Below are 21,292 nucleotides of genomic sequence, written 5' to 3' on the forward strand. Positions count from 1 at the left end.
GCCGTCGACAGGCAAATTTTAGGATATGTTATGGCTCAATACGTTGGTGTTTCTTTCAGACGCCAGGGACAGATATATTATTTTTTGGCCACGCCGTTCGTGCTTTCCCTGCATGACATGGTCCTGGTCAAAACCGAGGAAGGGATCGGATTCGGGGAGATAGTGGCCTTGCGCGACAGTCTGCCCGAAGGCCTGGACCTGGAGTCGATCAAACCGATCTATCGCCCGGCCACGGCCGAAGATGTGGAGATTGGCCGCGAAAATGACGAGCTGGCCAAAGACGCCCGCAAGTACTGCCAGAAATCCATGGCGCGGATGAATCTGGACATGAAACTTGTGGACGTTGAGATCTACTTCGACAAAAGCAAGATGATCTTCTACTTCACGGCTCCGGGCCGGGTCGATTTTCGGGAACTGGTCAAGGATCTGGTGCGAAATTACCGCACCCGCATCGAGTTGCGCCAGATCGGCGTGCGTCATGAAACGCAGATGATCGGGGCGCTCGGCAATTGCGGACAGATGTGCTGCTGCCGCCGCTACCTGCGGCGCTTCGAGCCGGTGACCATCAAGATGGCCAAGGACCAGAACCTCTTTTTGAATCCGGCGAAGATTTCCGGGGTTTGTGGCCGCCTGCTGTGCTGCCTGGCCTACGAGAAAGAAAATTATGCGGATTTTCAGCGCCGTGCCCCCAAGCTGGGCCGCCGCTACATGACCACGCAGGGCCCCATGAAAACCCTGCGGGCCAACATGTTTCGAGATTCCGTCAGCGTTCTGAACGAGGTCGGGGATGAGCTGGATTTTTCCCTGGCCGACTGGGCGGCCATGGTCCTGCCGGATCAGCCGCGCATGACCGCCCGTGACGATGCCCCCGAGGACGTCCCTGCCGAGCTGGCCGCGCTCATGGACCCGGAGCTCAGAAACAAGACCGCGCGCCCGGAGCGCAGGCCCAAACCCCCTCGCAGGGATCAGCGTCCCCGCTCCGGCGGTGAGCGCCCCTCCGGCCCCAAAACGGATCGCCCGGAGCGTTCCGAACGGACTGATCGTTCCGAACGTTCAGATCGTCCAGATCGTCCAGATCGTTCCGATCGCCCCGCCCGTTCCGATCGGCCAGACCGTCCTGATCGGCCCGAGCGTGGTCCTTCCCGTCCCAAAAGCGACGATGCGCCGACGCCGCCCGCAGACCGCCCCGAGAGCCGGCCGGAGGGTTCCGATCAGCAGCGAGAACGCAAGGAATACCGGCCCAGGGACAAGCGGCGAAGGTCAGGTCCCGGGCGCAAGGATCATTCACCCAAGCCCTCCGGGCAGCAATAAATTCCGGCAGACAAGGAGAATCGCTTGAAACCGTTTTTCATATCCACACCCATATACTACGTGAACGCCCGGCCCCATCTGGGGCACGGATATACGACCATTGTCGCCGACAGCGTGAGCCGTTTTCATCGCCTCAAGGGCGACGCGACATTTTTTCTGACCGGCACCGACGAGCATGGCGACAAGATCGTGCAGGCCGCCGAGGCGGCCGGGCAGGATCCCAAGGCCTATTCCGACACCATCAGCCAGCTTTTCAAGGACCTCTGGCCCGTGCTGGAAGTGACCAACGATCAGTTCATCCGGACCACGGACCTGAAGCATAAGGCGTGCGTGCGTCACGTCTTGCAGACCGTGTACGACAAGGGAGACATCTACTTCGACGAGTACGGCGGGCACTACTGCTTCGGGTGCGAGCGTTTCTACACGGACAAGGAGCTGGTGGACGGCAAGTGCCCGGACCATCAGACCGTGCCCACGTTCATCAAGGAAAAGAACTACTTTTTCCGCATGAGCAAGTATCTGGAGCCGCTGCGCGAGCATATCGAGGCCAATCCGGACTTCATCCAGCCCGAGCGCTATCGTAACGAGGTCCTGTCCATGCTCAAGGAGGACCTGGGCGATCTGTGCATTTCCCGGCCGAAAACGCGGCTGACCTGGGGCATCGAGCTGCCCTTCGATGCCGATTTTGTCACCTATGTGTGGTTCGACGCGCTCATCAACTACATTTCGGCTCTTGGCTATCCCGACGGCGAGGATTTCCGCAAATACTGGTCCGGGGCGCATCATCTGGTGGCCAAGGACATCCTGAAGCCGCACGCCGTATTCTGGCCGACCATGCTCATGTCGGCGGGGATTCCGCTCTACAAGGGGCTGCGCGTGCATGGGTACTGGACCGTGAACGAGACCAAGATGTCCAAGAGCATAGGCAACGTCGTCGCCCCGCTGGACATGGCCCAGAAATACGGCCTCAGCGCTTTTCGCTACTTTCTGCTGTCGGAGATGAGCTTCGGCCAGGACTCCTCTTTCAGCGAGGACGCCCTGGTTGGACGCTTCAACGCCGACCTGGCCAACGATCTGGGCAATCTCTTTTCGCGCAGCCTGTCCATGACCCACAAGTATTTCGGAGGGGTGGTGCCTGAATGCGGGGAGCTGCTCGATCTCGATCGGGAGGTGCTTGAACTCGGGCACAATGCCATGGCCAATTATCAGACCCAGTTCGAACACTTCCAGTTTTCAAGAGCGCTCAAATCCCTGTGGGAGCTGGTCCGCCATCTGAACAAATACATCGATTCTTCGGCTCCCTGGACCCTCTACAAGAACAAGGACATGAATCGCCTGGGGACGGTACTCTACGTCATCCTCGAAGGCATGCGCAAGGTGGCCGTGCATCTGTGGCCCGTCATGCCGAGCACGAGCGAGACCATGCTGGCCCAGCTCGGGGTGAAGTTCAGCGTCGAGAGCACGGACCTCGAGTCCGAGACTTCCTCCTGGTTTGGCCTGGCTCCCGGCACGCCCGTCGCGGAGCGTTCCAACCTTTTCCCCCGCCAGGATCTGGAGCAGCGGGAGGAGAAGGCCGTCGAGCCCAAGAAGGCCAAGCCCGCCAAGGAGCCAAAGCCCGAACCCAAGATTGCGATGGCCTGCCCGGAATGCATCGAGTTCGAGGATTTTGCCAAGGTCGATCTGCGTGTAGGCACGGTGCTTGAGGCGAATCCTCATCCCGAAGCGGACCGCCTGCTGGTGCTCAAGATCGATACCGCCGACGAAACGCCGCGTCAGGTCGTGGCCGGTATCGCCGAGTTCTTCAAGCCTGAGGAACTGGTGGGCCGGCAAGTGGTCGTGGTCGCCAATCTGAAACCGCGCAAGCTGCGTGGTCTGGTTTCCCAGGGCATGGTGCTGGCGGTGAAGAAGGAAGGGGGCCTTGCTTTGCTTGGGCCGAGTTCGGAAGTGGCCAACGGTGGCAAGGTATCCTGATCAGGGCCGCAGCCCCGGATTCTTGATTTGAAAAGCAGAATCCCCGCCTTCGCGGGGATGAAATAATGGTGAAGCGAGTGGCCAGGGCGCTGGCCGGAACCCCGACCAGCCGCCTTGCGCCCCGCGTCATTCCCGCGAAGGCGGGAATCCATCTTCCAGACTTATCCGACGGGCCCGCGCCATCATTTGGTGCGGGCCCGTTTTATTGCTGGCTTCCTAAAAAAGTCCGCTGATCACACCCTTTTCGTCGATGTCGATTTTTTCCGCCGAGGGCACTTCCGGCAGGCCGGGCATGCGCATCATGTTGCCGGTGATGGGGACCAGAAACCCCGCTCCAGAGGCGATCTCGACTTCGCGCACGGTGGCTACGAAATCCCGTGGGCGGCCGCGCAGCCCCGGCTGGTCCGAGAGGGAGCTTTGGGTCTTGGCGATGCACACGGGCAATCCCTCAAGGCCCAGTTGCTTGACTTTTTCCAGATCCTTCAGCGCGCCGGGCGCATATTCCACCGAGGCCGCGCCGTAGACGCGGGTGGCGATGATCTCGATCTTTTCGCGCACGCTCTGGTTCCAGTCGTACAGCGGCTTGTAGTGCGCGGTGCACTGGTCGGCCGTGGCCGCGACAAGTTCCGCCAGTTCTTCGGCCCCTTCCCCGCCCTTCTCCCAGGCTTCCATGACGGCGGCCTGCACCCCCATGAACTGACAGTGGTCGAGGATGACCTGATGCTCTTCATCCGTGTCCGTGGCGAAGCGGTTGATGGCCACGATGGGCGTGAGATGAAAGAGGCGCACGTTCTCGATCTGCTTGGTGAGATTCTCAAGTCCCCGGCTGAGAGCCTTGGCGTTTGGTACGGACAGGTGCGCAAGCTCGACCCCTCCGTGGTATTTGAGCGCCCGCACCGTGGCCACCAGGACCACTGCGCAGGGATCGAATCCGGCGGACTGGCACTTGATGTCCAGGAATTTTTCACCGCCAAGGTCAAAGCCGAAACCCGCCTCCGTGACCACGTAGTCGGCCAGGCAAAGGCCCGTGCGGGTGGCGATGACCGTGTTGGTGCCCTGGGCGATATTGGCGAATGGACCGCCGTGCATGATGGCCGGGTTGCCTTCCAGAGATTGGATGAGGTTGGGCTTGACGGCTTCCTTGAGCAGGGCGGCCATGGCACCCTGGGCGTTCAGGTCCCGGGCATGGATGGGTTCGCGGGCAAAGGTGAACCCGAGAAAGATGTCTCCCAGGCGGCGTTTGAGGTCCGGCAGATCGTCGGCCAGGCAGAGGATGGCCATGATCTCCGAGGCCGCCGTGATGTCGAAGCCGGTCTCGCGGGGCACGCCGTGTGCCAGGCCTCCCAGACCGCAGACCAGACGCCGAAGCGAGCGGTCGTTCATGTCCATGACCCGCTTCCAGGCCACGGTCCGGCCGTCGAGATTGAGCGAGCGGTTTTTGCTCTGCAGATTGTTGTCGATGAGGGCGGCCAGCAGGTTGTTGGCTTTTTCGATGGCGGCGAAGTCCCCGGTGAAGTGGAGGTTGATGTCCTCCATGGGCAAAAGCTGCGAATAGCCGCCGCCGGTGGCGCCGCCCTTGATGCCGAACACCGGGCCGAGCGACGGTTCGCGCAGCACGACCATGGACTTCTTGCCGATGCGGTTCAGCCCGTCGTTCAACCCTATGGACACGGTGGTCTTGCCCTCACCGGCCGGGGTCGGGGTGATGGCCGAAACGAGGATGAGCTTGCCGTATTTGCACTGGTCCTTTTCGGCCAGGGCTAGCGGGAGCTTGGCCTTGTATTTGCCATAGGGTTCGAGCTGGTCGTCCCCGAGGCCGAGTTTTGCCGCGATGTCGCGGATGTGATGCATCTTGGCTTTTTGGGCGATGTCGATGTCGGACTGCACGGCCTTGGGCATGGGGCTCTCCTGGCTTATTTGTGATCGGGGCAGAAGGGGCAGAGGCACTGTTCGAGTTCGAGTTCGTAGCCGAAACGCTCCCGCACGGTTTTGCGGCAAATCTCGACCAGGTCGAGCACATCCCGGCATGTGGCGTTGTCGACGTTGACGATGAATCCTGCGTGTTTTTCCGAAACCTGCGCTCCGCCCACGCGCAGGCCCTTGAGGCCCGCCTGATCGATGAGCTGGGAAGCGTAGGCTCCTGTGGGACGTTTGAAGACGCTGCCGGCGGATGGAAATTCAAGCGGTTGCTTTTCCTTGCGCCGGGCCAGTATTTCCTTGCGCTTGATCAGCAGGGGGCTAGGGTCGGATTGCGGTAGATTCCAGGTTCCGGCCAGCACGACCGCTTCGCGCAGGGCCAGGGCCTGGCGGTAGCCGAACCCGCATTCCTCTTTGGGAATGTCGATCACGCGTCCGCCTTTGGTCAGGATCGTGACGCAGACGAGGTGGTCCGAGATTTCGTGGCCGTAGGCGCCGGCGTTCATGTACAGCGCCCCGCCGAGAGTTCCTGGAATGCCCGAGAGACATTCGATTCCTCCCAGACCCTCGCGCAGGCATTCCAGAACCCAGGCGTCCATGGTCTTTCCGGCTTCCGCGCGCACGGTGCCGCCATCGCGGACGCAGGCCGTCATTTCGCTGGTGGAGATGACGGGCAGGAGGATTTCGTCGTCCGGGAAAAGGGTGTTGGCCCCGCCGCCGTGAATCCAGAAAGCAGTGTTTTCGGCGCGATGACGGAGCACGATTTCCGCCAATTCCTGCGCGTTTTCCGGGAAAAAGATATCTTTTGCCACGCCTCCGATACGGAAGGTGCAATAGTTCTTGAGGGGGGCGTTTTGGAGGTGCTTCATGCTATGCCTAAGTACTCCCGCTGCCTGAAGTGTGCAATATTGCGGTGCGGCCGTTGACCATGTAGGGAACACTAAACCATGCCGGTCAAATTGGAATGCGCGGTGTTTGCGAAAGCAGGAACCGGCATGGGTTTGACGCATTCTTGAGTTATCGTCGATTCAAAATAAAATTCCAATCATTCGAGATCATTATGAAGCTTTCCGCGAAATCCAGATATGCGTCCCGGATTCTCCTTGACCTGGCCCTGCACAACGAGGGCGTGCCCCATCGCGTGAACGACATTTCAGAACGCACGGGCATCACAGTGCCGTTCATCGAACAAATCATCAAGCCCCTGAAGCACGCCGGGATGGTCACCAGCAAGCGCGGCGCATCAGGCGGGCACCAGCTGAGCCGTTCGCCGGAGAATATCTCCCTGGGAGACATCGTGCGCATCATGGAAGGCTCGGTGGAGCTTTCGGCCTGCTTGAGCGCGCCGGAGCTGTGCGAAAAGACGGACGTCTGTCCTACCCGAGCGGCCTGGCAGCGGGCCACGGATGCCATGCTGCGCGAGCTGGACACCATCAGCCTGGCCGAGCTGGCCAAGGGCGCGCCCAATTGTTGCCAGCTGTCCGACGACTATTTCGAGCGCGACAGCTAGCTCCCTGTTTGACAAAGATTTTTCCCCCTGTCAGAATTCGTGGTTCCGCATTTTTGGGTCGGAACTTTCTGCAGCTGGAGGCACAATGAGCATTCCTTCGGGATTTCAATTTTCAACCGCGCAGTGCGGTTTCAAGCGACCTGGGCGCTCCGATCTGGGGCTGGTGGTCAGCACGGTCCCGGCGGTTGCGGCCGGCGTCTTCACCACCAACCGTTTTCAGGCCGCTCCCGTGCTCGTGGCCCGGGAGATCCTTGAAAAAGGGCCTTCGGGCATCCGCGCCATCGTGGTCAATTCCGGACAGGCCAACGCCTGTACAGGGCAGGAAGGCATTGCGAATTGTCGGGCCACCCTTGAAATGCTGTCCGCCCTCGGCCTTGAAGCTACGGCGATTCTGCCGGCATCCACGGGAGTTATCGGCGACCAGCTCAAGATGGAGCTCTGGGAAAAGGGAATCCCCGCCCTGCGCGACAATCTTGGCCGGATGGGGCTGGTGGACATGGCCCGGGCGATCATGACCACGGACACTTTTCCCAAACTCGCCGTGCGCGAGGCCCGGCTTTCCTCCGGCACGGTCCGTCTGGCCGGGTTCTGCAAGGGTGCGGGCATGATCTGCCCGAACATGGCCACGATGCTCGGCTTCATCCTGTGCGACGCCGGTGTCGAACAGGAGTGGTGGCAGGCCGCCCTGGCCCGCTGCGTGGACAGGAGCTTCAACGCCATCACCGTTGACGGCGATACCAGCACCAATGATTGTGTTCTGGCCTTGGCCAACGGCACTGCAGCCGAGGCGCGGGGAGCGGATCTGGATCTTCTGGAGGAGGCGCTGCTCGAAATCTGTCAGGATCTGGCCTACATGATCGTGCAGGACGCCGAGGGTGGAACCAAGGTCATGCGTATCAATGTTAGCGGCGCGGCCAGCATGGCCGACGCGCAGCTTGCCGCGCGGGCGGTGGGCAATTCTCCGCTGGTCAAGACCGCTCTGTATGGCCGCGATCCCAACTGGGGCCGGATTGTGGCCGCCCTGGGCCGCAGCGGAGCCGCGTTCACGCCCGAAGATGTGGTCGTGCGCATCGCGGGCATGACCATTTTCCGTCAGGGCACTCCGGTCAAGGCGGACTGGGACAGCCTTCTGGCCTCGGCCCTGCGCCGGGACGTTGTCGATATCGACCTGGAGCTTCATGCCGGAGAGGCCGAGCTTATGCTCATGGCGTCCGATTTCACCGAGGAGTACATAAAGATCAATGCTGAATACCGAACCTGAAGCCAATACCATGACGGACCAAACCTGGAAGCGTCTGGCCGATTTTGTTTTCGAGCTTGGCATGTTGCGCAAGACGCCGCGCACCGGATACCAGTTTCTGGGTTCGGGAGCCGAAAACGTGGCCGAGCATTCCTTCCGCACGGCCATGATCGGCTACATGCTGGCGCGCAAGGCCGGTGCGGACGTGGCCAGGACCGTATTCCTGTGCCTCTTCCATGATGTGCACGAGGCCCGTATCGGCGATTTCAATTACGTGAATCGCATCTACAACACGAGCAACCCGGTTCTGGCCATCACGCACGCCCTGGAGGGCACCGGCCTGCGGGAGGAGGCGCTCGGACTTTGGCACGAGCTGGAGGCCGGCGTGACGCTTGAGTCCAGATTGGCGCAAGATGCGGACCAGCTCGATTTCATCGCCAACCTGAAGGAAGAACAGGATTTGGGCAATCCCTATGCGTCCAAATGGCTGGACCATGCGGTGTTGCGACTCAAAACGGACCCGGCCCTGGAGCTTGCCCGGGCCATACAGACCACGGACCAGTCGGACTGGTGGTTTGTGCGGCCGGATGAGTCCTGGTGGCGCAAGGGGAACGGCAAGCCCCGCCCCTAGCGGATCATGACAGCGCCAGAAGCAAGCAGGTTCCGTCACGGGAGGGCAGTTTTCAGCTTTTTTCTGGCTCTTTGCCTGCACGTCATTCCTGCCTGGTTTGTCGTTTTCGGACCGATTTACGGTCTGCCAAGCGTCCTTGAACTCAACCTCGACACCATCAACATGTACCGCGAACGAATTTTTCGCGAGCAGCAAGCCCGGGCCGTTTCCCCGCTGGATTCGGCGCCATTGCATATCTCCGTGGATGTGCAGACGCGTCCCGATACGCGCAAGCGGGTCTCGAAGCCTCGCAGCGAAGCGGATCTGAAACGCGCCAGGGCTGTGCAGCGAGCCATCCGGTCCCTGTGGGAAAACATGTCTCCTGACAGCACCGGCTACGCTTTGGTCAGCCTGAGCATTCTCGAAGACGGCAGGATCGGCGAGTTTGTGGTCAATCGTGTTTCCGGCGACCAGGAGTTCCAGGCCTTTCTGCTCTTGTTTCTGTCCACGCTCAAATCCACGTATGGCAATTCAGCCGGACCCGGAGAATCTCTGTGGATTGAATGCGAATTCGTGATTCAACCTTTGGCGCGCAAGGAGGCTTCGTGATTGTAGCGGTCATGTCCGATACGCACCTGGATCAACCCGATGACCTGCTGGCCGCGATTTTCGAACGCCACTGCCGTGAAGCCGACGTGCTTCTGCATTGCGGGGACTGCGTGAGCGAGGAAACATGGTCGTTTCTCAATTCCCATCCCAGATTCTATTCCGTGCAGGGCAACTGCGACCTGTCCCCCCTGAACGGTACCCTGCCCGTGCTGCGCGAGCTTGAGCTGGAAGGATTTCGGCTGGGCATGGGACATGGATGGGGGCCGCGTTCCAGGGTGGGAGACGTCGTCGCGGGCCGATTTCAGGGCGTGGACATTGTCTGCTACGGACACACGCATATACGTGACTGGCGGCTGTCGTCCGAAGGCGTGCGCCTGCTCAATCCCGGCTCTCTGTTTTGGCCAAGGTCCGGCGAGGGCGGGATGGCCCGGCTCCATCTCACGTCCGGGCAGGAGCCCGAAGTGGAGTGGATCACCATCTGAAGGAACCTCGCCGACACGCATGAAAAAAGCCCGCCTCAGTCGAGACGGGCTTTCGCATTTTTCAGGGAACGCCAGTGGCGGCGCTAGTTTTCGAGCAGCGCGGGGTTGGTGATGCGCACATCCGCCTTGGCGCGCAGATCCGCGACAAAGGCCTGCACGGTCTGCTCTTCGGCGCGCTCATTGAGGGAGGTCAGCCATAATTCCTTCTCCGCGGCCCATTCTTCTTCAGCCGGAGGAGTCACCTTGTCGGCCCTGGCCAGAACGTAGCCTTCGGGGAAGGCGTATGCCTCGGGCAGCCATGAACCGGCTTCAGTTTCAAAGGCCTTGCTGGCCAGCAGCTGATTCATGCCCAGACCGGATATGGATCCTTGCCGCCCGAAGGGTTCCGTTTCCTTCAGCGTGGCGTCGGCCAGGGACTCACCCTTGAGAAGCGTTTCCAGATCCTTTTCCGCGGCGGTCTTGGCCATTTTCAGGGCTTCTTCACGAGTGATGGCCGCGACGATCTCAGTCTTGACCGCTTCCAGCGGCTTCACGCTTTCGGCCACCTGCTCAAGCTTGGTGGCAAGCAGGTATCCGTCGGCAATGGGGAGCGGGGACTGTGTCGTGATGTCCAGGGGCAGGTCGAACAGAGTCTGGGCGTTTTCCGGAGAAAGGCCGGGCAGTTCCTTTGGTCCTTGATTCTTGGCGAAGTAGCCCGATTCGCGGACTTCGAGCTTCAGGCCAATGGCCTTGGCCACGGCATCGAGAGGCTCGTCAACGAGCACCATCTCCAGGGCCTGGTCCAGGCGATCCTGCAGCGTTTCCGCCGCGCGATCCTCGGCGATGATATTTGCGATGTCGGTCGCGACAGATTCAAAGTCCTGATATCCCGCAGGCTTGACGTCTTCAACGCTTATCAGATGAAAGCCGAACTGGGTGCGGACCGGCTCGCTGACAGCACCCTTTTCAAGGGCGAAGGCGGCGTCTTCGAAGGGCTTGACCATCCTGCCACGTCCGAACCAGCCAAGTTCACCGCCGGTCTGGGTGCCGGAGGGGTCCTCGGTGTATTTCGCGGCGACCTCGGCAAAGGACTTGCCTGCCGCGAGGTCCTTCTGGGCGGCCTCGATGGTCTGCATGGCCTTTTTCACAGCCGCGTCATCGGCGTTTTCGTCAACACGCACAAGAAGGTGGCGGGCCCTGACCTGCTCTTCGATCTTGAACTGTTCCTTGTTCTCGGCGTAGTATTTTTCGGTTTCCTCGGGGGAGACGAGCGAAAGGTCGGCCAAGGTCGCGGGGGTGAGCAGCAGGTAGGCGATTTTGGCCCGGGCGGGCACGGCATAGTTGGCCTTGCGCGCCTCATAATATTCGTTGATGCGCTCTTCCGTGGCGTTGACCTGATCCTGGTAGCGTTCCCACGGGTACATCACATAGGATATCACCGCTGTGCTGCGCCCGTATATATAGAAGTCGCGGGCTTGATCCTCGCCGAGACGTCCGGGCAGGCCGACGTAGGTCCGCAGCTTGTCCATGGTCATCCCGCGCATGTATTCGGACTCGAATTTGCCGGGAGTGAGGTTGTTGGCACGCAGCACGTTCTGGTAGGCGCCCGGGTCGAAGACGTTGCTTTCGTTCTGGAAGGCTGGAATGAGATGAATCTCCTTGGCCAGCTCTTCCTTGGAAACGGTCAGGCCGAGCTTTGCAGCCTGCTGCATCATCAGCTCTTCGATGACCATCTGTTCAAGGATCTGCCTTTTGAATCCCATCTGGGCCAGAATTTCGGCAGTCAGGTTCGGGTTTTGGCTGCGCGCGAGTTCAAGGCTGCGCTGCACGCGTTCCTGGAAAGGCCGGAAGAGAATGGGGGAATCATTGACCGTGGCAACGACGGTGGTCTGGTCGTTTTGCACGCGATTCATGCCAAAGGCCAAAACGAAAACGGCAATGATGATGCCGAAGAGGATTTTTATTCCCCAACTTTGGGCGCCCTGGCGCAGGATATCAAGCATGGAATCTCCGACAAAGTGTCTGAAGTTAAAAATAATGGGAACTTCCCCGAGAGGCTTTTATTTTTGCCTGTCGTTGACGTAATTGAGCAAACCGCCCGCCTTGATAATGGCTATTTCATTACCCGTCAAATCATGGGTCAAAGTGAGCTGTCTGCCTTCCGATGTCGAGGCCAAAAGAGTCGCCCCGGGTGCGAGAGCGCCAAGCTCGATGCGCAGGACATCGCCCTGGGCCAGCGAGTCGTAGTCGGCCTCGTTGGCGAGCATCAGGGGAAGGATGCCGAAATTGATCAGGTTCGCCTTGTGAATGCGGGCAAAGGACTTGGTCAGAACTACCCGGACGCCGAGATGACGGGGTGCGAGCGCCGCATGTTCGCGGCTGGAGCCTTGTCCGTAGTTGTCGCCGCCGAGGATGAGCCCTTGGCCGGCGGCTTCGGCCCGGGTCACGAAATCCTTGTCCACGCGCTCGAAGACGTGTCTGCTGATGGCCGGAATGTTGGAGCGCAGGGCGGTGATGGCCGCGCCGGCAGGCATGATGTGGTCAGTGGTGATGTTGTCCCCAACCTTGATCACCACGGGCAACTCCAGAACATCCGGCAGCCTGTCGAAGGGCGACAGAGGCACGATGTTGGGCCCGCGCAGGATTTCAACCTCGCCCCCATCCTCGGGCGGGAAGGCGAAAAGATGGCGGATGGACGGCGCCGTGGCCGGCAGGGACGGTTTGGAAACGGTCTTGGTCCAGGTTGCCGGGTCGGTGAACTTGCCGTTCAGGGCGCAAAAAGCGGCGGTGATGGGGCTCACCAGATAAACCTGTCCGTCCTGGGTTCCGCTGCGACCCTCGAAATTGCGGTTGAAGGTCCGGGCGCTGACGCCGCCGCTGGACGGAGAGCCGCCCATGCCGATGCACGGGCCGCAGGAGCATTCCATGAGCCGCCCGCCGGCGTCGAGGATGAGATCGAGCAGGCCTTCGCTCATGAGCATTTTGAGCACCTGTTTGGAGCCCGGCGACAGGAGCAGGTCGGTGTTCGGGGCGATGTGTTCATGCTTGAGTATTTGGGCCACGCTCTGCAGGTCCGAGTATGAGGAGTTGGTGCAGGAGCCGATGGCCACCTGATCGACATTCATTCCGTCGAGTTCGGCCACGGGGACGACCCTGTCTGGCATGTGCGGCTGGGCGGCCAGGGGCGCAAGGCTGCTCAGGTCGATGACTATTTCACGGTCATAGGCGGCTCCTTCGTCGGCGGCCAGAGGCGTGAAGTCCTTTTCCCTGCCCATGAGCGCAAGAAATGCGCGGGTCTGCTCGTCGCTCGGAAAGATGGACGCCGTGGCGCCCAGCTCCGCGCCCATGTTGGTGATGGTCGCGCGTTCCGGAACGCTCAAGGTGGCGACGCCCGGACCGTGGTACTCCATGACCGCGCCCACGCCGCCCTTGACGCTCAGGATGCCGAGCAGGTGCAGGATGACGTCCTTGGCCGAGGCGAATCCTGTCAGTTGCCCTTCGAGGCGGATCTTGAAGACCTTGGGCATGGTGATGGTGTAGGGTTCTCCGGCCATGGCCAGGGCCACGGAGAGGCCTCCGGCGCCCATGGACAGGCTGCCGATGCCGCCGGCAGTGGGCGTGTGCGAGTCGGACCCGATGAGCGTCTTGCCCGGAATCGCGAAATTTTCCAGATGCAGCTGGTGACAGATGCCGGTGCCGGGAGGGGAGAAAACGATGCCGTACTTGGCGGCCACGCTGCGCAGGTAACGGTGGTCATCAGGGTTGCGAAAGCCCATCTGCAGGGTGTTGTGATCGACATAGCTGACGGACAGTTCCGTCTTGACCCGGGGCAGGCCGATGGCTTCCCACTGCAGGTAGGCCATGGTCCCGGTGGCGTCCTGGGTCAAAGTTTGGTCTATCTTGATGGCCACTTCGTTTCCGGGCTGCATATCGCCTTCAACGAGGTGCGCCGCGATGATTTTCTGGGTGAGGTTCTGGTTCATGCGCGCTCCTTCAATTTTGCCGTTGAATATCTTTGAAAAAAGGCTCCCAGCCGGAGCTGGGAGCCTGAATCGTTGGGCTTACCAAGTGGATGCAAGCCGCCTGAGCTTGACTTTCAGAATCTGAATTTCAGTATCCAGGCGCAGGTTGCCCTGCTGCAGCCGGAAAATCTCCTCGTGAAAGGTTATTCCGCGCGCGGGATCTTCGCGCTGCAGCAACTCTTTTACCTTGGCCTGGGCTTCGGCCTGCTCGGCCTTGAACCTGCCGATTTCCTTTTCGATGGTCTCAATCTGTTGTGATTCGGATTCGTTTACGCTTTGGCTTGTCATCTTGAGTTTCGTCTACCTGTTCTTCGATCCGTGAGGAATTTATGAAGTTTTGAGGGCTTGGAAGGTTCATGAAAATTTTCCAGAACCAGGGCCAGGCCGAGGAGATATTGTCCGCATTGGTCATGCAGACCCCCGGATGCGTGAAGGATATGAGCGATCCAGCCAGCGTCCAGTATGGGCCGGGACTCTGCCAGGGCGACTCGCTGACTTTCTTGGCGTTGGGCAGTCCCAGCTGCAACAGCCCGGGTTCAATGGCATATCCGGCACCCAGATTCTCGAGCAGGTCCTGGGCGTAATCGACATCCTCGCGCGTGGTGTCCTGTGTGATGGCGCATTGGCCGCGCAATCCCATGGACATGGCCAGCATCAAAGGCAGGTATTCCTGGCAGGAGGTTATGTCTATGGATAGTTTCTGGGGTCTGTTGCCCATGACCGAGGTGATCTGGCCGCCCTGCACGCTGATCCGCAATCCGAATTCGTGCAGGATATCCATGATGTCTTGGAGGTGGGGCGCGTAGTGAGGCCATTTTCCATGCAGGACGACCTTGCCGTCCGTAAAGAACGGAAGGACCAGCAGATGGAGGCTCATCAGCGGATCCACGGGGATATCCACCGCGGAGAGGTCAAGGCTGGTGGACGCCGGAGGTACGATGATGCTCAGGCCCTCGAACTGAAGCTCCGGATTGTGCTCCTGCAGGAACCCGATCCCCTTGCGCAGCAGCTTGCTGTTTGAAAACGATTCATGAAGCTGGATCGAAAGCCCGGATTTGTAGGTGGTGGCCGCGACAACAAGAGCCAGCACGAATTTCTTGGAAACGCCCTTGGGGATGGAGATGGTCTCCGGAAGCTGGCCACTGCTTTCCACCCTGACCGGCAAGCCGTAGCTGTGCGGTTCAACCACTGTCAGCCGGGCGCCAAGCTGCGGCAGAAGGTCCTGCACTGGCCTGACGTCATGAATCTTGAGCTTGGTGGAGCCGGTGAATTTGGCCCGGGTCACCTGCCCGAGGGCAAGGCACAGCAGGAGGTAGAAGTGGAATTTGCTCTGTCCGGCATAGATGATCTTGTTGTCCATGGACCAGGAATCGACGGGCTGGGTTTCGCATTGCCGGTTCTGGAACGTGAGCTTGAACCCGCAGAGGTTGAGGGCGTTGATCAGTTCAAGGGAAATGTCGTTCCCCTGGAATGGTGCAATGGTCAGCGGCGAGGAATTCGTGGCTCCAAGAAAAAACATCATGCTGCGCAGGATCTGGTCCCGGGGGGCATCGAGGTCTATTTCCACGGGCTTGCGCCGGGGGAAGAGGCACAGAGGTTTTTCGTTGGAGGAATTGCGCTCGACCCTGGCATAGGACAGGTTGTTCGAGAGGTGAAAGATTTTTTTGAGAATCTGGGGCTCCAGATTGTCCGCCTTGGATGCGTCGCGCCAGACCTGCCACAGCACTTTTTCCTGGTTGGGATCGGTGATGCCGAGGTTTTTGGAGCGCCTGGTGGATGCCGCCCTGGACAAAAGGTTGGTCCGGGACATGAGAAGGGAAACAAGCTTTTCGTCGAGTTGAGCCAGTTCCTGCGTCAGAGATAGAGTATTATGTTTTTCGGCCATGCGAATTCTTTCAGGCTAGGGAGGTTGATGTTCATGGGTGCATGAACGCATGATGAAAGCTGATATCAAAGATGTCCATTAACAATAAGACTTTGGGGATTGCAAGCGGTTATTGTTCGATCTAAATATAATATGCTAAAATAAAAGAAAAAACTGAAAGAAGGCACCAAGGTGCCGGATGGAGCGCCGTCAATGCCGAAAATACAGGCAGCTCAGGTTTGGCGGATATTTGCGTGGTTGATAAAAAAATCACAAAACGGTTGACAAGAAGCTCGTTGAGAAGCAAAAAGGGGTCTCCGTTTTTTTATTTGTGAAAATAAAAACAAACTATATTTAGGAGGATCCACGTTATGGCTCTCGTACCCCCGCATGGTGGAAAAGGTTTGGTTTGCTGTCTGCTTCAGGGTGCCGAACTGGCTGCCGAGCAGAAAAAGGCCGAAGGACTGAAGAAGATCGACATCAGCCCCCGCGCCAAGGGCGACCTGATCATGATGGGCATCGGCGGCTTCAGCCCGCTGAGCGGCTTCATGACCAAGGCCGACTGGAAGTCCGTGTGTGAAAATTTCACCCTGGCTGACGGCACCTTCTGGCCCGTGCCCGTGACCCTGGATGTGGATGAAGAAGTGAAGGTCGGCGAAGAGATCGCTTTGTTCGATCCCAAGAAGGGCGTCTTCATGGCCACCATGAAGGTCTCCGAAGTTTACGAAATGACCGACGCCGACAAGAAGTGGGAATGCGAGAAGGTCTACAAGGGTCAGGGCGAAGAGTCCGCCGATGACAAGTTCTGGGAAATCGCTCCCAAGGATCACCCTGGCGTGCAGATGGTTTTGGCTCAGAAGAAATACAACATTGCCGGTCCTGTCAAAGTCCTTTCCGAAGGCGACTACCGCGACAGATTCCCCGGTTGCTACATGTCTCCGGCCGAAGCCCGCGCCACCTTCGAAGAGAAAGGCTGGAGCAAGGTTGCCGCTCTGCAGCTGCGTAACCCCATGCACCGCTCTCACGAATATCTGGCCAAGATCGCTGTTGAAGTGTGTGACGGCGTTTTCATTCACTCCCTGGTCGGCAACTTGAAGCCCGGCGACATCCCGGCCGAAGTCCGCATCAAGTGCATCGACACCCTCATTGACAAATACTTCGTGAAGGCCAACGTGGTTCAGGGCGGCTATCCCCTGGATATGCGTTATGCCGGTCCCCGTGAAGGCTTGCTGCACGCCACTTTCCGCCAGAACTACGGCGTTTCCGACATGCTGATCGGCCGCGACCATGCCGGCGTCGGTGACTTCTACGGCCTGTTCGAGGCTCAGGAAATCTTTGATCGCGTTCCCAAGAATCTGGGCGCTGGCAAGGATCTGATCACCCAGCCCATGAAGATCGACTGGACCTTCTACTGCTACAAGTGTGACGGCATGGCTTCCCTGCGCACCTGCCCGCACAGCAAGGACGACCGCGTCGTTCTGTCCGGCACCAAGCTGCGCAAGGCTCTGTCCGAAGGCGCCGAGGTTGTTGACCACTTCGGCCGTGACGAAGTTCTCGTCATCCTGCGCGAATACTACTCCACTCTGACCGAGAAGGTCGAAGTGAAGATGCAGGGTGCCGCTTCCGGCGCAGCCATGTAGTTTTGATTTCAACCAACAGGGCGGGCTTTTTGTCCGCCCTGTTGATTTGGTCTTGCGACTTGAAGTCCAGCAAGGCCTATGATTGTCAATATGCGGCTTGACACGGCAAAAGTGCTTTGATAAAAGATTCACAAGCGAAAAGCTTGGGTAAAATTTTTGTTTGTTTCGGGCCTGTGGCTAAGTTGTTTTAAACTCTTTATTCGGAGGAATTATGCCAACCTTTGTTGATCCAGCAAAGTGTGATGGATGCAAGGGCGGTGAAAAGACTGCCTGTATGTACATCTGTCCTAACGACCTGATGATCCTGGACCCTGTAGAGATGAAGGCTTACAATCAGGAGCCGGCCGCTTGCTGGGAATGTTACTCCTGTATCAAGATTTGTCCCCAGGGCGCGATCACCGCTCGTCCGTATGCTGACTTCGCTCCCATGGGTGGTACCTGCATCCCGCTGCGCGGCGCAGAAGACATCATGTGGACCGTTCAGTTCCGCAATGGCGAAGTAAAGCGCTTCAAGTTCCCCATCCGCACCACTGTGGAAGGTTCCATCAAGCCCTTCGAAGGCAAGCCTGAGGCAGGGAACCTGGAAGATGAGCTTCTGTTCACCGAGACTACTTTGGCCACTCCCAAAGAAGCTCTTGGCCAGAAGATTGAAGTCGGTGAAGCAGACCTGAAGGTCACCTTCAAGTCGGCCGTCGCCTAATTCGGCGCTTTAAACGAAAGAAATTTCAGGAGGAACATATGCCTCAGATTCCTGTTAAAGACGTGATCAAGGGTCTGGCCTGCGCAGAGCCCGAACTCGTTGAGATTGATACCGACATTCTTATGGTCGGCGGTGGTATGGGTAACTGCGGTACTGCTTTCGAAGCAGTGCGCTGGGCCGACAAGGTTGGCGGCGACATCAAGATTCTCTTGGTTGACAAGGCTGCTGTCGATCGCGGCGGCGCGGTTGCTCAGGGTCTTTCCGCCATCAATACCTACATCGGCGAGAACGATGTTGACGACTATGTCCGCATGGTCCGCACCGACCTCATGGGCATCGTTCGCGAAGACTTGATCTACGACCTTGGCCGCCACGTGGATGACTCCGTTCATCTGTTCGAAGAATGGGGCCTGCCTTGCTGGGTTAAGAAAGACGGCAAAAACCTCGACGGCGCCCAGGCCAAGAAAGAGGGCATGTCCCTGCGCTCCGGTGCAGCTCCTGTCCGCTCCGGCCGCTGGCAGATCATGATCAACGGTGAGTCCTACAAGGTCATCGTTGCTGAAGCTGCAAAGAACGCCCTTGGCTCCGATCGTTACCTGGAGCGTATTTTTATCGTTAAGCTGTTGCTTGACGCCAAGACGCCCAACCGTATCGCCGGTGCTGTCGGTTTCTCTGTTCGTGAAAACAAAGTGTACGTCATCAAAGCCAACGCCATGTCCGTTGCTTGCGGTGGCGCTGTCAACGTTTACCGTCCCCGCTCCACTGGTGAAGGTCTTGGTCGTGCATGGTATCCCGTATGGAACGCCGGCTCCACCTACACCATGTGTGCTCAGGTTGGCGCTGAAATGACCATGATGGAAAACCGCTTCGTACCCGCCCGTTTCAAAGACGGTTACGGTCCGGTCGGCGCATGGTTCCTGCTCTTCAAGGCCAAAGCAACCAACGCCAAGGGTGAAGACTATTGTGTCACCAACCGCGCCATGTTGAAGCCTTACGAAGATCGCGGTTACGCCAAGGGTCACATCATCCCGACCTGTCTGCGCAACCACATGATGCTTCGCGAAATGCGCGAAGGTCGCGGTCCCATCTACATGGACACCGCCACCGCTCTGCAGACCACCTTCAAGGACCTGTCAAAGTCCGAGCAGAAGCATCTTGAGTCCGAAGCTTGGGAAGACTTCCTGGATATGTGCGTTGGTCAGGCCAACCTGTGGGCCGCCATGAACATCAAGCCCGAAGAGCGCGGTTCCGAAATCATGCCCACTGAGCCTTACCTGCTCGGTTCGCATTCCGGTTGCTGCGGTATCTGGGTTTCCGGTCCGAACGAGCCTTGGGTTCCCGAAGAGTACAAGGTCAAGGCTGACAACGGCAAGGTGTACAACCGCATGACCACCGTAAACGGTCTGTGGACATGTGCTGACGGCGTTGGCGCTTCCGGCCACAAGTTCTCCTCCGGTTCTCATGCTGAAGGCCGCATCGTTGGCAAGCAGATGGTCCGTTGGGTTGTCGATCACAAGGATTTCAAGCCCACCTTGGCTGTTTCCGCTGCTGATCTGAAGAAAGAAATCTACGATCCTTGGTACACCTACGAGCAGTTCAAGGGTGCTTCCACTGATCCGGTAGTCAACCCGAACTACATCTCCCCCAACAACTTCATGATGCGCCTCATCAAGTGCACCGATGAATACGGCGGAGGTTGCGCTACCCTGTATACCACGTCTGACAGACTGCTCGACACGGGCTTTGCCCTCCTCGACATGCTGGAAGAAGATTCCAAGAAATTGGCGGCTCGTGACCTGCACGAACTGCTTCGTTGCTGGGAGCAGTATCACAGACTGTGGACCGTTCGCCTGCACATGCAGCACATTCGTTTCCGTCAGGAAAGCCGCTACCCCGGTTTCTACTATCGCGCAGACTTCATGGGTCTGGACGATGCCAAGTGGAAGTGCTTTGTTAACTCCAAGTTCAACCCGGCCACTGGTGAAACCGAGATCTTCAAGAAACATTACTACCAGATCATCCCTGTCTAGTTTACGGGCCAAAAGGCTGCGGGTCCTTCCCGCAGCCTTTTTTCTCTATCAGGAAATAGAATGGTCTATGCATGATCTGTAACCTCTGGTAGTTATAGATTATGCTTGGGCCATTCTATTCATTTTTATGGCCTTCAACTTAAGTGCTCTGGGAGGAATCGAATGGCTAGCAACAGCATACTTGTCATCGGTGGTGGCTTTGCAGGACTCACCGCCGCCCTCGAGGCCGCTGAGATCGGTCATGAGGTCTTCATCATCGAGAAGACCCCATTTCTGGGTGGACGTGTTATGCAGCTGAACAAATATTTCCCGAAGCTGTGTCCACCTTCGTGCGGTTTGGAAATTCAGTATCAGCGGATCAAGAACAACCCCAACGTGAAGTTTTTTACCTTGGCCGAAGTGACCAAGGTGGAAGGGTCCGTTGGAAATTATGAAGTTACGGTACAGATCAAACCACGCTACGCTGGTCCCAGCAGCCCTGATCTTTCCGATTTGTGTGACGATCTTTCCACGGAAGTGGTCAATGAATACGAGTTCGGTTTGGCTACGCGCAAGCCTGTCTACATGGACGCGCCTTTTGCTTTCCCACAGCGTTATGTCGTGGATAAAGCCAGCCTGAGCGATTCGGACAAGAGCAAGGTCCAGAAATGCGACTACCTCGATCTGACCGAAGAAGAAAAGACCATCACTTTGAGCGTTGGTTCCATCGTCATCGCTACTGGCTGGAAGCCCTACGATGTGACGAATCTGTCCAACCTGGGCGCGGGCGCGGTTAAAAACTGCATTTCCAACATGCAGATGGAGCGCCTTGCATCACCTTATGGTCCGACAAACGGCAAGATTCTTCGGCCTTCCGATGGCCGTGTGCCAAAAAAGATCGCTTTTGTGCAGTGCGCCGGCTCTCGTGATGAGAACCATCTGCATTATTGTTCCTACATATGCTGCATGGCTTCCTTGAAGCAGGCTCAATATGTTCGCGAGCAGTATCCTGACGCTGAAGTGACCATCTATTACATTGATTTGCGGACTCCTGGCCGCTACGACAACTTCGCCAAGAAGATTTTGGCGGATGAGAAGATCTTTGCCGTCAAAGGCAAGGTCGCCGCGGTTGAACAGGACAACGCAGGCGATGACGTGTGGGTCACCGTTGAAGATGCGGTGTCATGCTCCAAGTCTGTCGAACGTTTCGATCTCGTGGTTCTGGCCACAGGAATGCAGCCCAGCCTGGCCGGCGCTTCCCTGCCAATTGATGTCCCGGTTGATGCCGAAGGGTTCATCGTTGGAGGGGAGGAAAAAGGTATTTTCGCCGCGGGCTGTGCCAAACAACCTCTGGACGTTATGAAGTCGGCCCAGTCTGCCACCGGGGCAGCGATGAAAGCGATCCAGACGGTGAGAGGGAGGTAGGTC

At 58.4% G+C, this 21,292-nt stretch carries 17 protein-coding genes; 11 read left to right on the forward strand and 6 right to left on the reverse strand.

Annotated features, from left to right (window positions below):
* The first annotated feature begins 30 nt into the window (after positions 1–30).
* The gene (gene ricT / locus H4684_RS09745; RefSeq protein WP_192623583.1) at positions 31–1,311 is read left to right on the forward strand and encodes a PSP1 domain-containing protein; all 1,281 of its coding nucleotides are present in this window, start codon (positions 31–33) and stop codon (positions 1,309–1,311) included.
* Between the two features lie 24 nt (positions 1,312–1,335).
* On the forward strand, positions 1,336–3,282 hold the full coding sequence (gene metG, locus H4684_RS09750; protein WP_192623584.1) for a methionine--tRNA ligase: 1,947 nt from the start codon (positions 1,336–1,338) through the stop codon (positions 3,280–3,282).
* A gap of 216 nt (positions 3,283–3,498) precedes the next feature.
* Here the strand turns inward: metG and H4684_RS09755 are convergent, their stop codons facing one another.
* Together H4684_RS09755 and murB are read right to left on the reverse strand one after the other, a co-directional pair.
* Positions 3,499–5,181 carry a formate--tetrahydrofolate ligase gene (locus tag H4684_RS09755; RefSeq protein WP_192623585.1) on the reverse strand — a complete coding sequence of 561 codons (1,683 nt, stop codon included), beginning with the start codon at positions 5,179–5,181 and terminating at the stop codon, positions 3,499–3,501.
* Positions 5,182–5,195: 14 nt separating this feature from the next.
* Positions 5,196–6,068 (reverse strand): UDP-N-acetylmuramate dehydrogenase, encoded by an 873-nt coding sequence (murB, locus tag H4684_RS09760; RefSeq protein WP_192623586.1) that lies wholly within the window; start codon positions 6,066–6,068, stop codon positions 5,196–5,198.
* Positions 6,069–6,259: 191 nt separating this feature from the next.
* On the opposite strand from murB, the gene H4684_RS09765 reads away from it, so the two are divergent.
* From H4684_RS09765 to H4684_RS09785, 5 genes are all read left to right on the forward strand, one after another.
* Positions 6,260–6,709, forward strand: a complete 450-nt coding sequence (locus H4684_RS09765; RefSeq protein ID WP_192623587.1) for an RrF2 family transcriptional regulator — start codon at positions 6,260–6,262, stop codon at positions 6,707–6,709.
* An 85-nt stretch (positions 6,710–6,794) separates the two neighbouring features.
* Positions 6,795–7,970 carry a bifunctional glutamate N-acetyltransferase/amino-acid acetyltransferase ArgJ gene (gene argJ / locus H4684_RS09770; RefSeq protein ID WP_192623588.1) on the forward strand — a complete coding sequence of 392 codons (1,176 nt, stop codon included), beginning with the start codon at positions 6,795–6,797 and terminating at the stop codon, positions 7,968–7,970.
* On the forward strand, positions 7,951–8,580 hold the full coding sequence (locus H4684_RS09775) for an HD domain-containing protein (protein ID WP_092189972.1): 630 nt from the start codon (positions 7,951–7,953) through the stop codon (positions 8,578–8,580). Before argJ ends, H4684_RS09775 begins: the two co-directional genes overlap by 20 nt.
* A 6-nt stretch (positions 8,581–8,586) precedes the next feature.
* Positions 8,587–9,168, forward strand: coding sequence for a hypothetical protein (locus H4684_RS09780; RefSeq protein WP_192623589.1), 582 nt, complete (start codon positions 8,587–8,589; stop codon positions 9,166–9,168).
* The gene (locus H4684_RS09785) at positions 9,165–9,650 is read left to right on the forward strand and encodes a metallophosphoesterase family protein (protein WP_192623590.1); all 486 of its coding nucleotides are present in this window, start codon (positions 9,165–9,167) and stop codon (positions 9,648–9,650) included. Before H4684_RS09780 ends, H4684_RS09785 begins: the two co-directional genes overlap by 4 nt.
* A gap of 83 nt (positions 9,651–9,733) precedes the next feature.
* Here H4684_RS09785 and H4684_RS09790 read toward each other — a convergent pair whose 3' ends face one another.
* The 4 genes from H4684_RS09790 to H4684_RS09805 all read right to left on the reverse strand — a co-directional run bounded on the left by H4684_RS09790 (position 9,734) and on the right by H4684_RS09805 (position 15,536).
* Positions 9,734–11,632, reverse strand: coding sequence for a peptidylprolyl isomerase (locus H4684_RS09790; protein WP_192623591.1), 1,899 nt, complete (start codon positions 11,630–11,632; stop codon positions 9,734–9,736).
* A gap of 57 nt (positions 11,633–11,689) precedes the next feature.
* On the reverse strand, positions 11,690–13,612 hold the full coding sequence (locus H4684_RS09795; RefSeq protein ID WP_192623592.1) for an aconitate hydratase: 1,923 nt from the start codon (positions 13,610–13,612) through the stop codon (positions 11,690–11,692).
* Between the two features lie 78 nt (positions 13,613–13,690).
* Positions 13,691–13,939, reverse strand: coding sequence for a hypothetical protein (locus H4684_RS09800; protein ID WP_192623593.1), 249 nt, complete (start codon positions 13,937–13,939; stop codon positions 13,691–13,693).
* A complete protein-coding gene (locus tag H4684_RS09805) occupies positions 13,896–15,536 on the reverse strand; it encodes a chorismate mutase (protein ID WP_192623594.1) in 1,641 nt (546 codons plus the stop codon). Before H4684_RS09805 ends, H4684_RS09800 begins: the two co-directional genes overlap by 44 nt.
* A 350-nt stretch (positions 15,537–15,886) precedes the next feature.
* Between H4684_RS09805 and sat the strand changes: the two genes are divergently transcribed.
* The 4 genes from sat (at position 15,887) to H4684_RS09825 (ending at position 21,289) form a co-directional block, all read left to right on the forward strand.
* Positions 15,887–17,155, forward strand: coding sequence for a sulfate adenylyltransferase (gene sat / locus H4684_RS09810; protein WP_192623595.1), 1,269 nt, complete (start codon positions 15,887–15,889; stop codon positions 17,153–17,155).
* A 211-nt stretch (positions 17,156–17,366) separates the two neighbouring features.
* Positions 17,367–17,855 carry an adenylyl-sulfate reductase subunit beta gene (gene aprB, locus H4684_RS09815; protein WP_192623596.1) on the forward strand — a complete coding sequence of 163 codons (489 nt, stop codon included), beginning with the start codon at positions 17,367–17,369 and terminating at the stop codon, positions 17,853–17,855.
* 38 nt (positions 17,856–17,893) lie between these two features.
* Entirely contained in the window at positions 17,894–19,885 is a 1,992-nt protein-coding gene (gene aprA, locus H4684_RS09820) for an adenylyl-sulfate reductase subunit alpha (RefSeq protein ID WP_192623597.1), read from the forward strand.
* A 162-nt stretch (positions 19,886–20,047) separates the two neighbouring features.
* Positions 20,048–21,289, forward strand: coding sequence for a CoB--CoM heterodisulfide reductase iron-sulfur subunit A family protein (locus H4684_RS09825; protein WP_192623598.1), 1,242 nt, complete (start codon positions 20,048–20,050; stop codon positions 21,287–21,289).
* The last annotated feature ends 3 nt before the right edge of the window (positions 21,290–21,292 follow it).

Origin of the sequence: Desulfomicrobium macestii (genome assembly GCF_014873765.1) — a bacterium.
Classification (GTDB): Bacteria; Desulfobacterota; Desulfovibrionia; order Desulfovibrionales; family Desulfomicrobiaceae; genus Desulfomicrobium; species Desulfomicrobium macestii.

Bases quoted from the DNA above. Each gene is read 5' to 3' on its own strand.
- H4684_RS09790 (WP_192623591.1), bottom strand. From the start codon at position 11,632: ATGCTTGATATCCTGCGCCAGGGCGCCCAAAGTTGGGGAATAAAAATC.
- H4684_RS09800 (WP_192623593.1), bottom strand. From the start codon at position 13,939: ATGACAAGCCAAAGCGTAAACGAATCCGAATCACAACAGATTGAGACC.
- H4684_RS09755 (WP_192623585.1), bottom strand. From the start codon at position 5,181: ATGCCCAAGGCCGTGCAGTCCGACATCGACATCGCCCAAAAAGCCAAG.
- aprB (WP_192623596.1), top strand. From the start codon at position 17,367: ATGCCAACCTTTGTTGATCCAGCAAAGTGTGATGGATGCAAGGGCGGT.
- H4684_RS09805 (WP_192623594.1), bottom strand. From the start codon at position 15,536: ATGGCCGAAAAACATAATACTCTATCTCTGACGCAGGAACTGGCTCAA.
- argJ (WP_192623588.1), top strand. From the start codon at position 6,795: ATGAGCATTCCTTCGGGATTTCAATTTTCAACCGCGCAGTGCGGTTTC.
- aprA (WP_192623597.1), top strand. From the start codon at position 17,894: ATGCCTCAGATTCCTGTTAAAGACGTGATCAAGGGTCTGGCCTGCGCA.
- sat (WP_192623595.1), top strand. From the start codon at position 15,887: ATGGCTCTCGTACCCCCGCATGGTGGAAAAGGTTTGGTTTGCTGTCTG.
- H4684_RS09825 (WP_192623598.1), top strand. From the start codon at position 20,048: ATGGCTAGCAACAGCATACTTGTCATCGGTGGTGGCTTTGCAGGACTC.
- H4684_RS09775 (WP_092189972.1), top strand. From the start codon at position 7,951: ATGCTGAATACCGAACCTGAAGCCAATACCATGACGGACCAAACCTGG.
- ricT (WP_192623583.1), top strand. From the start codon at position 31: ATGGCTCAATACGTTGGTGTTTCTTTCAGACGCCAGGGACAGATATAT.
- H4684_RS09765 (WP_192623587.1), top strand. From the start codon at position 6,260: ATGAAGCTTTCCGCGAAATCCAGATATGCGTCCCGGATTCTCCTTGAC.
- H4684_RS09795 (WP_192623592.1), bottom strand. From the start codon at position 13,612: ATGAACCAGAACCTCACCCAGAAAATCATCGCGGCGCACCTCGTTGAA.
- murB (WP_192623586.1), bottom strand. From the start codon at position 6,068: ATGAAGCACCTCCAAAACGCCCCCCTCAAGAACTATTGCACCTTCCGT.
- H4684_RS09780 (WP_192623589.1), top strand. From the start codon at position 8,587: ATGACAGCGCCAGAAGCAAGCAGGTTCCGTCACGGGAGGGCAGTTTTC.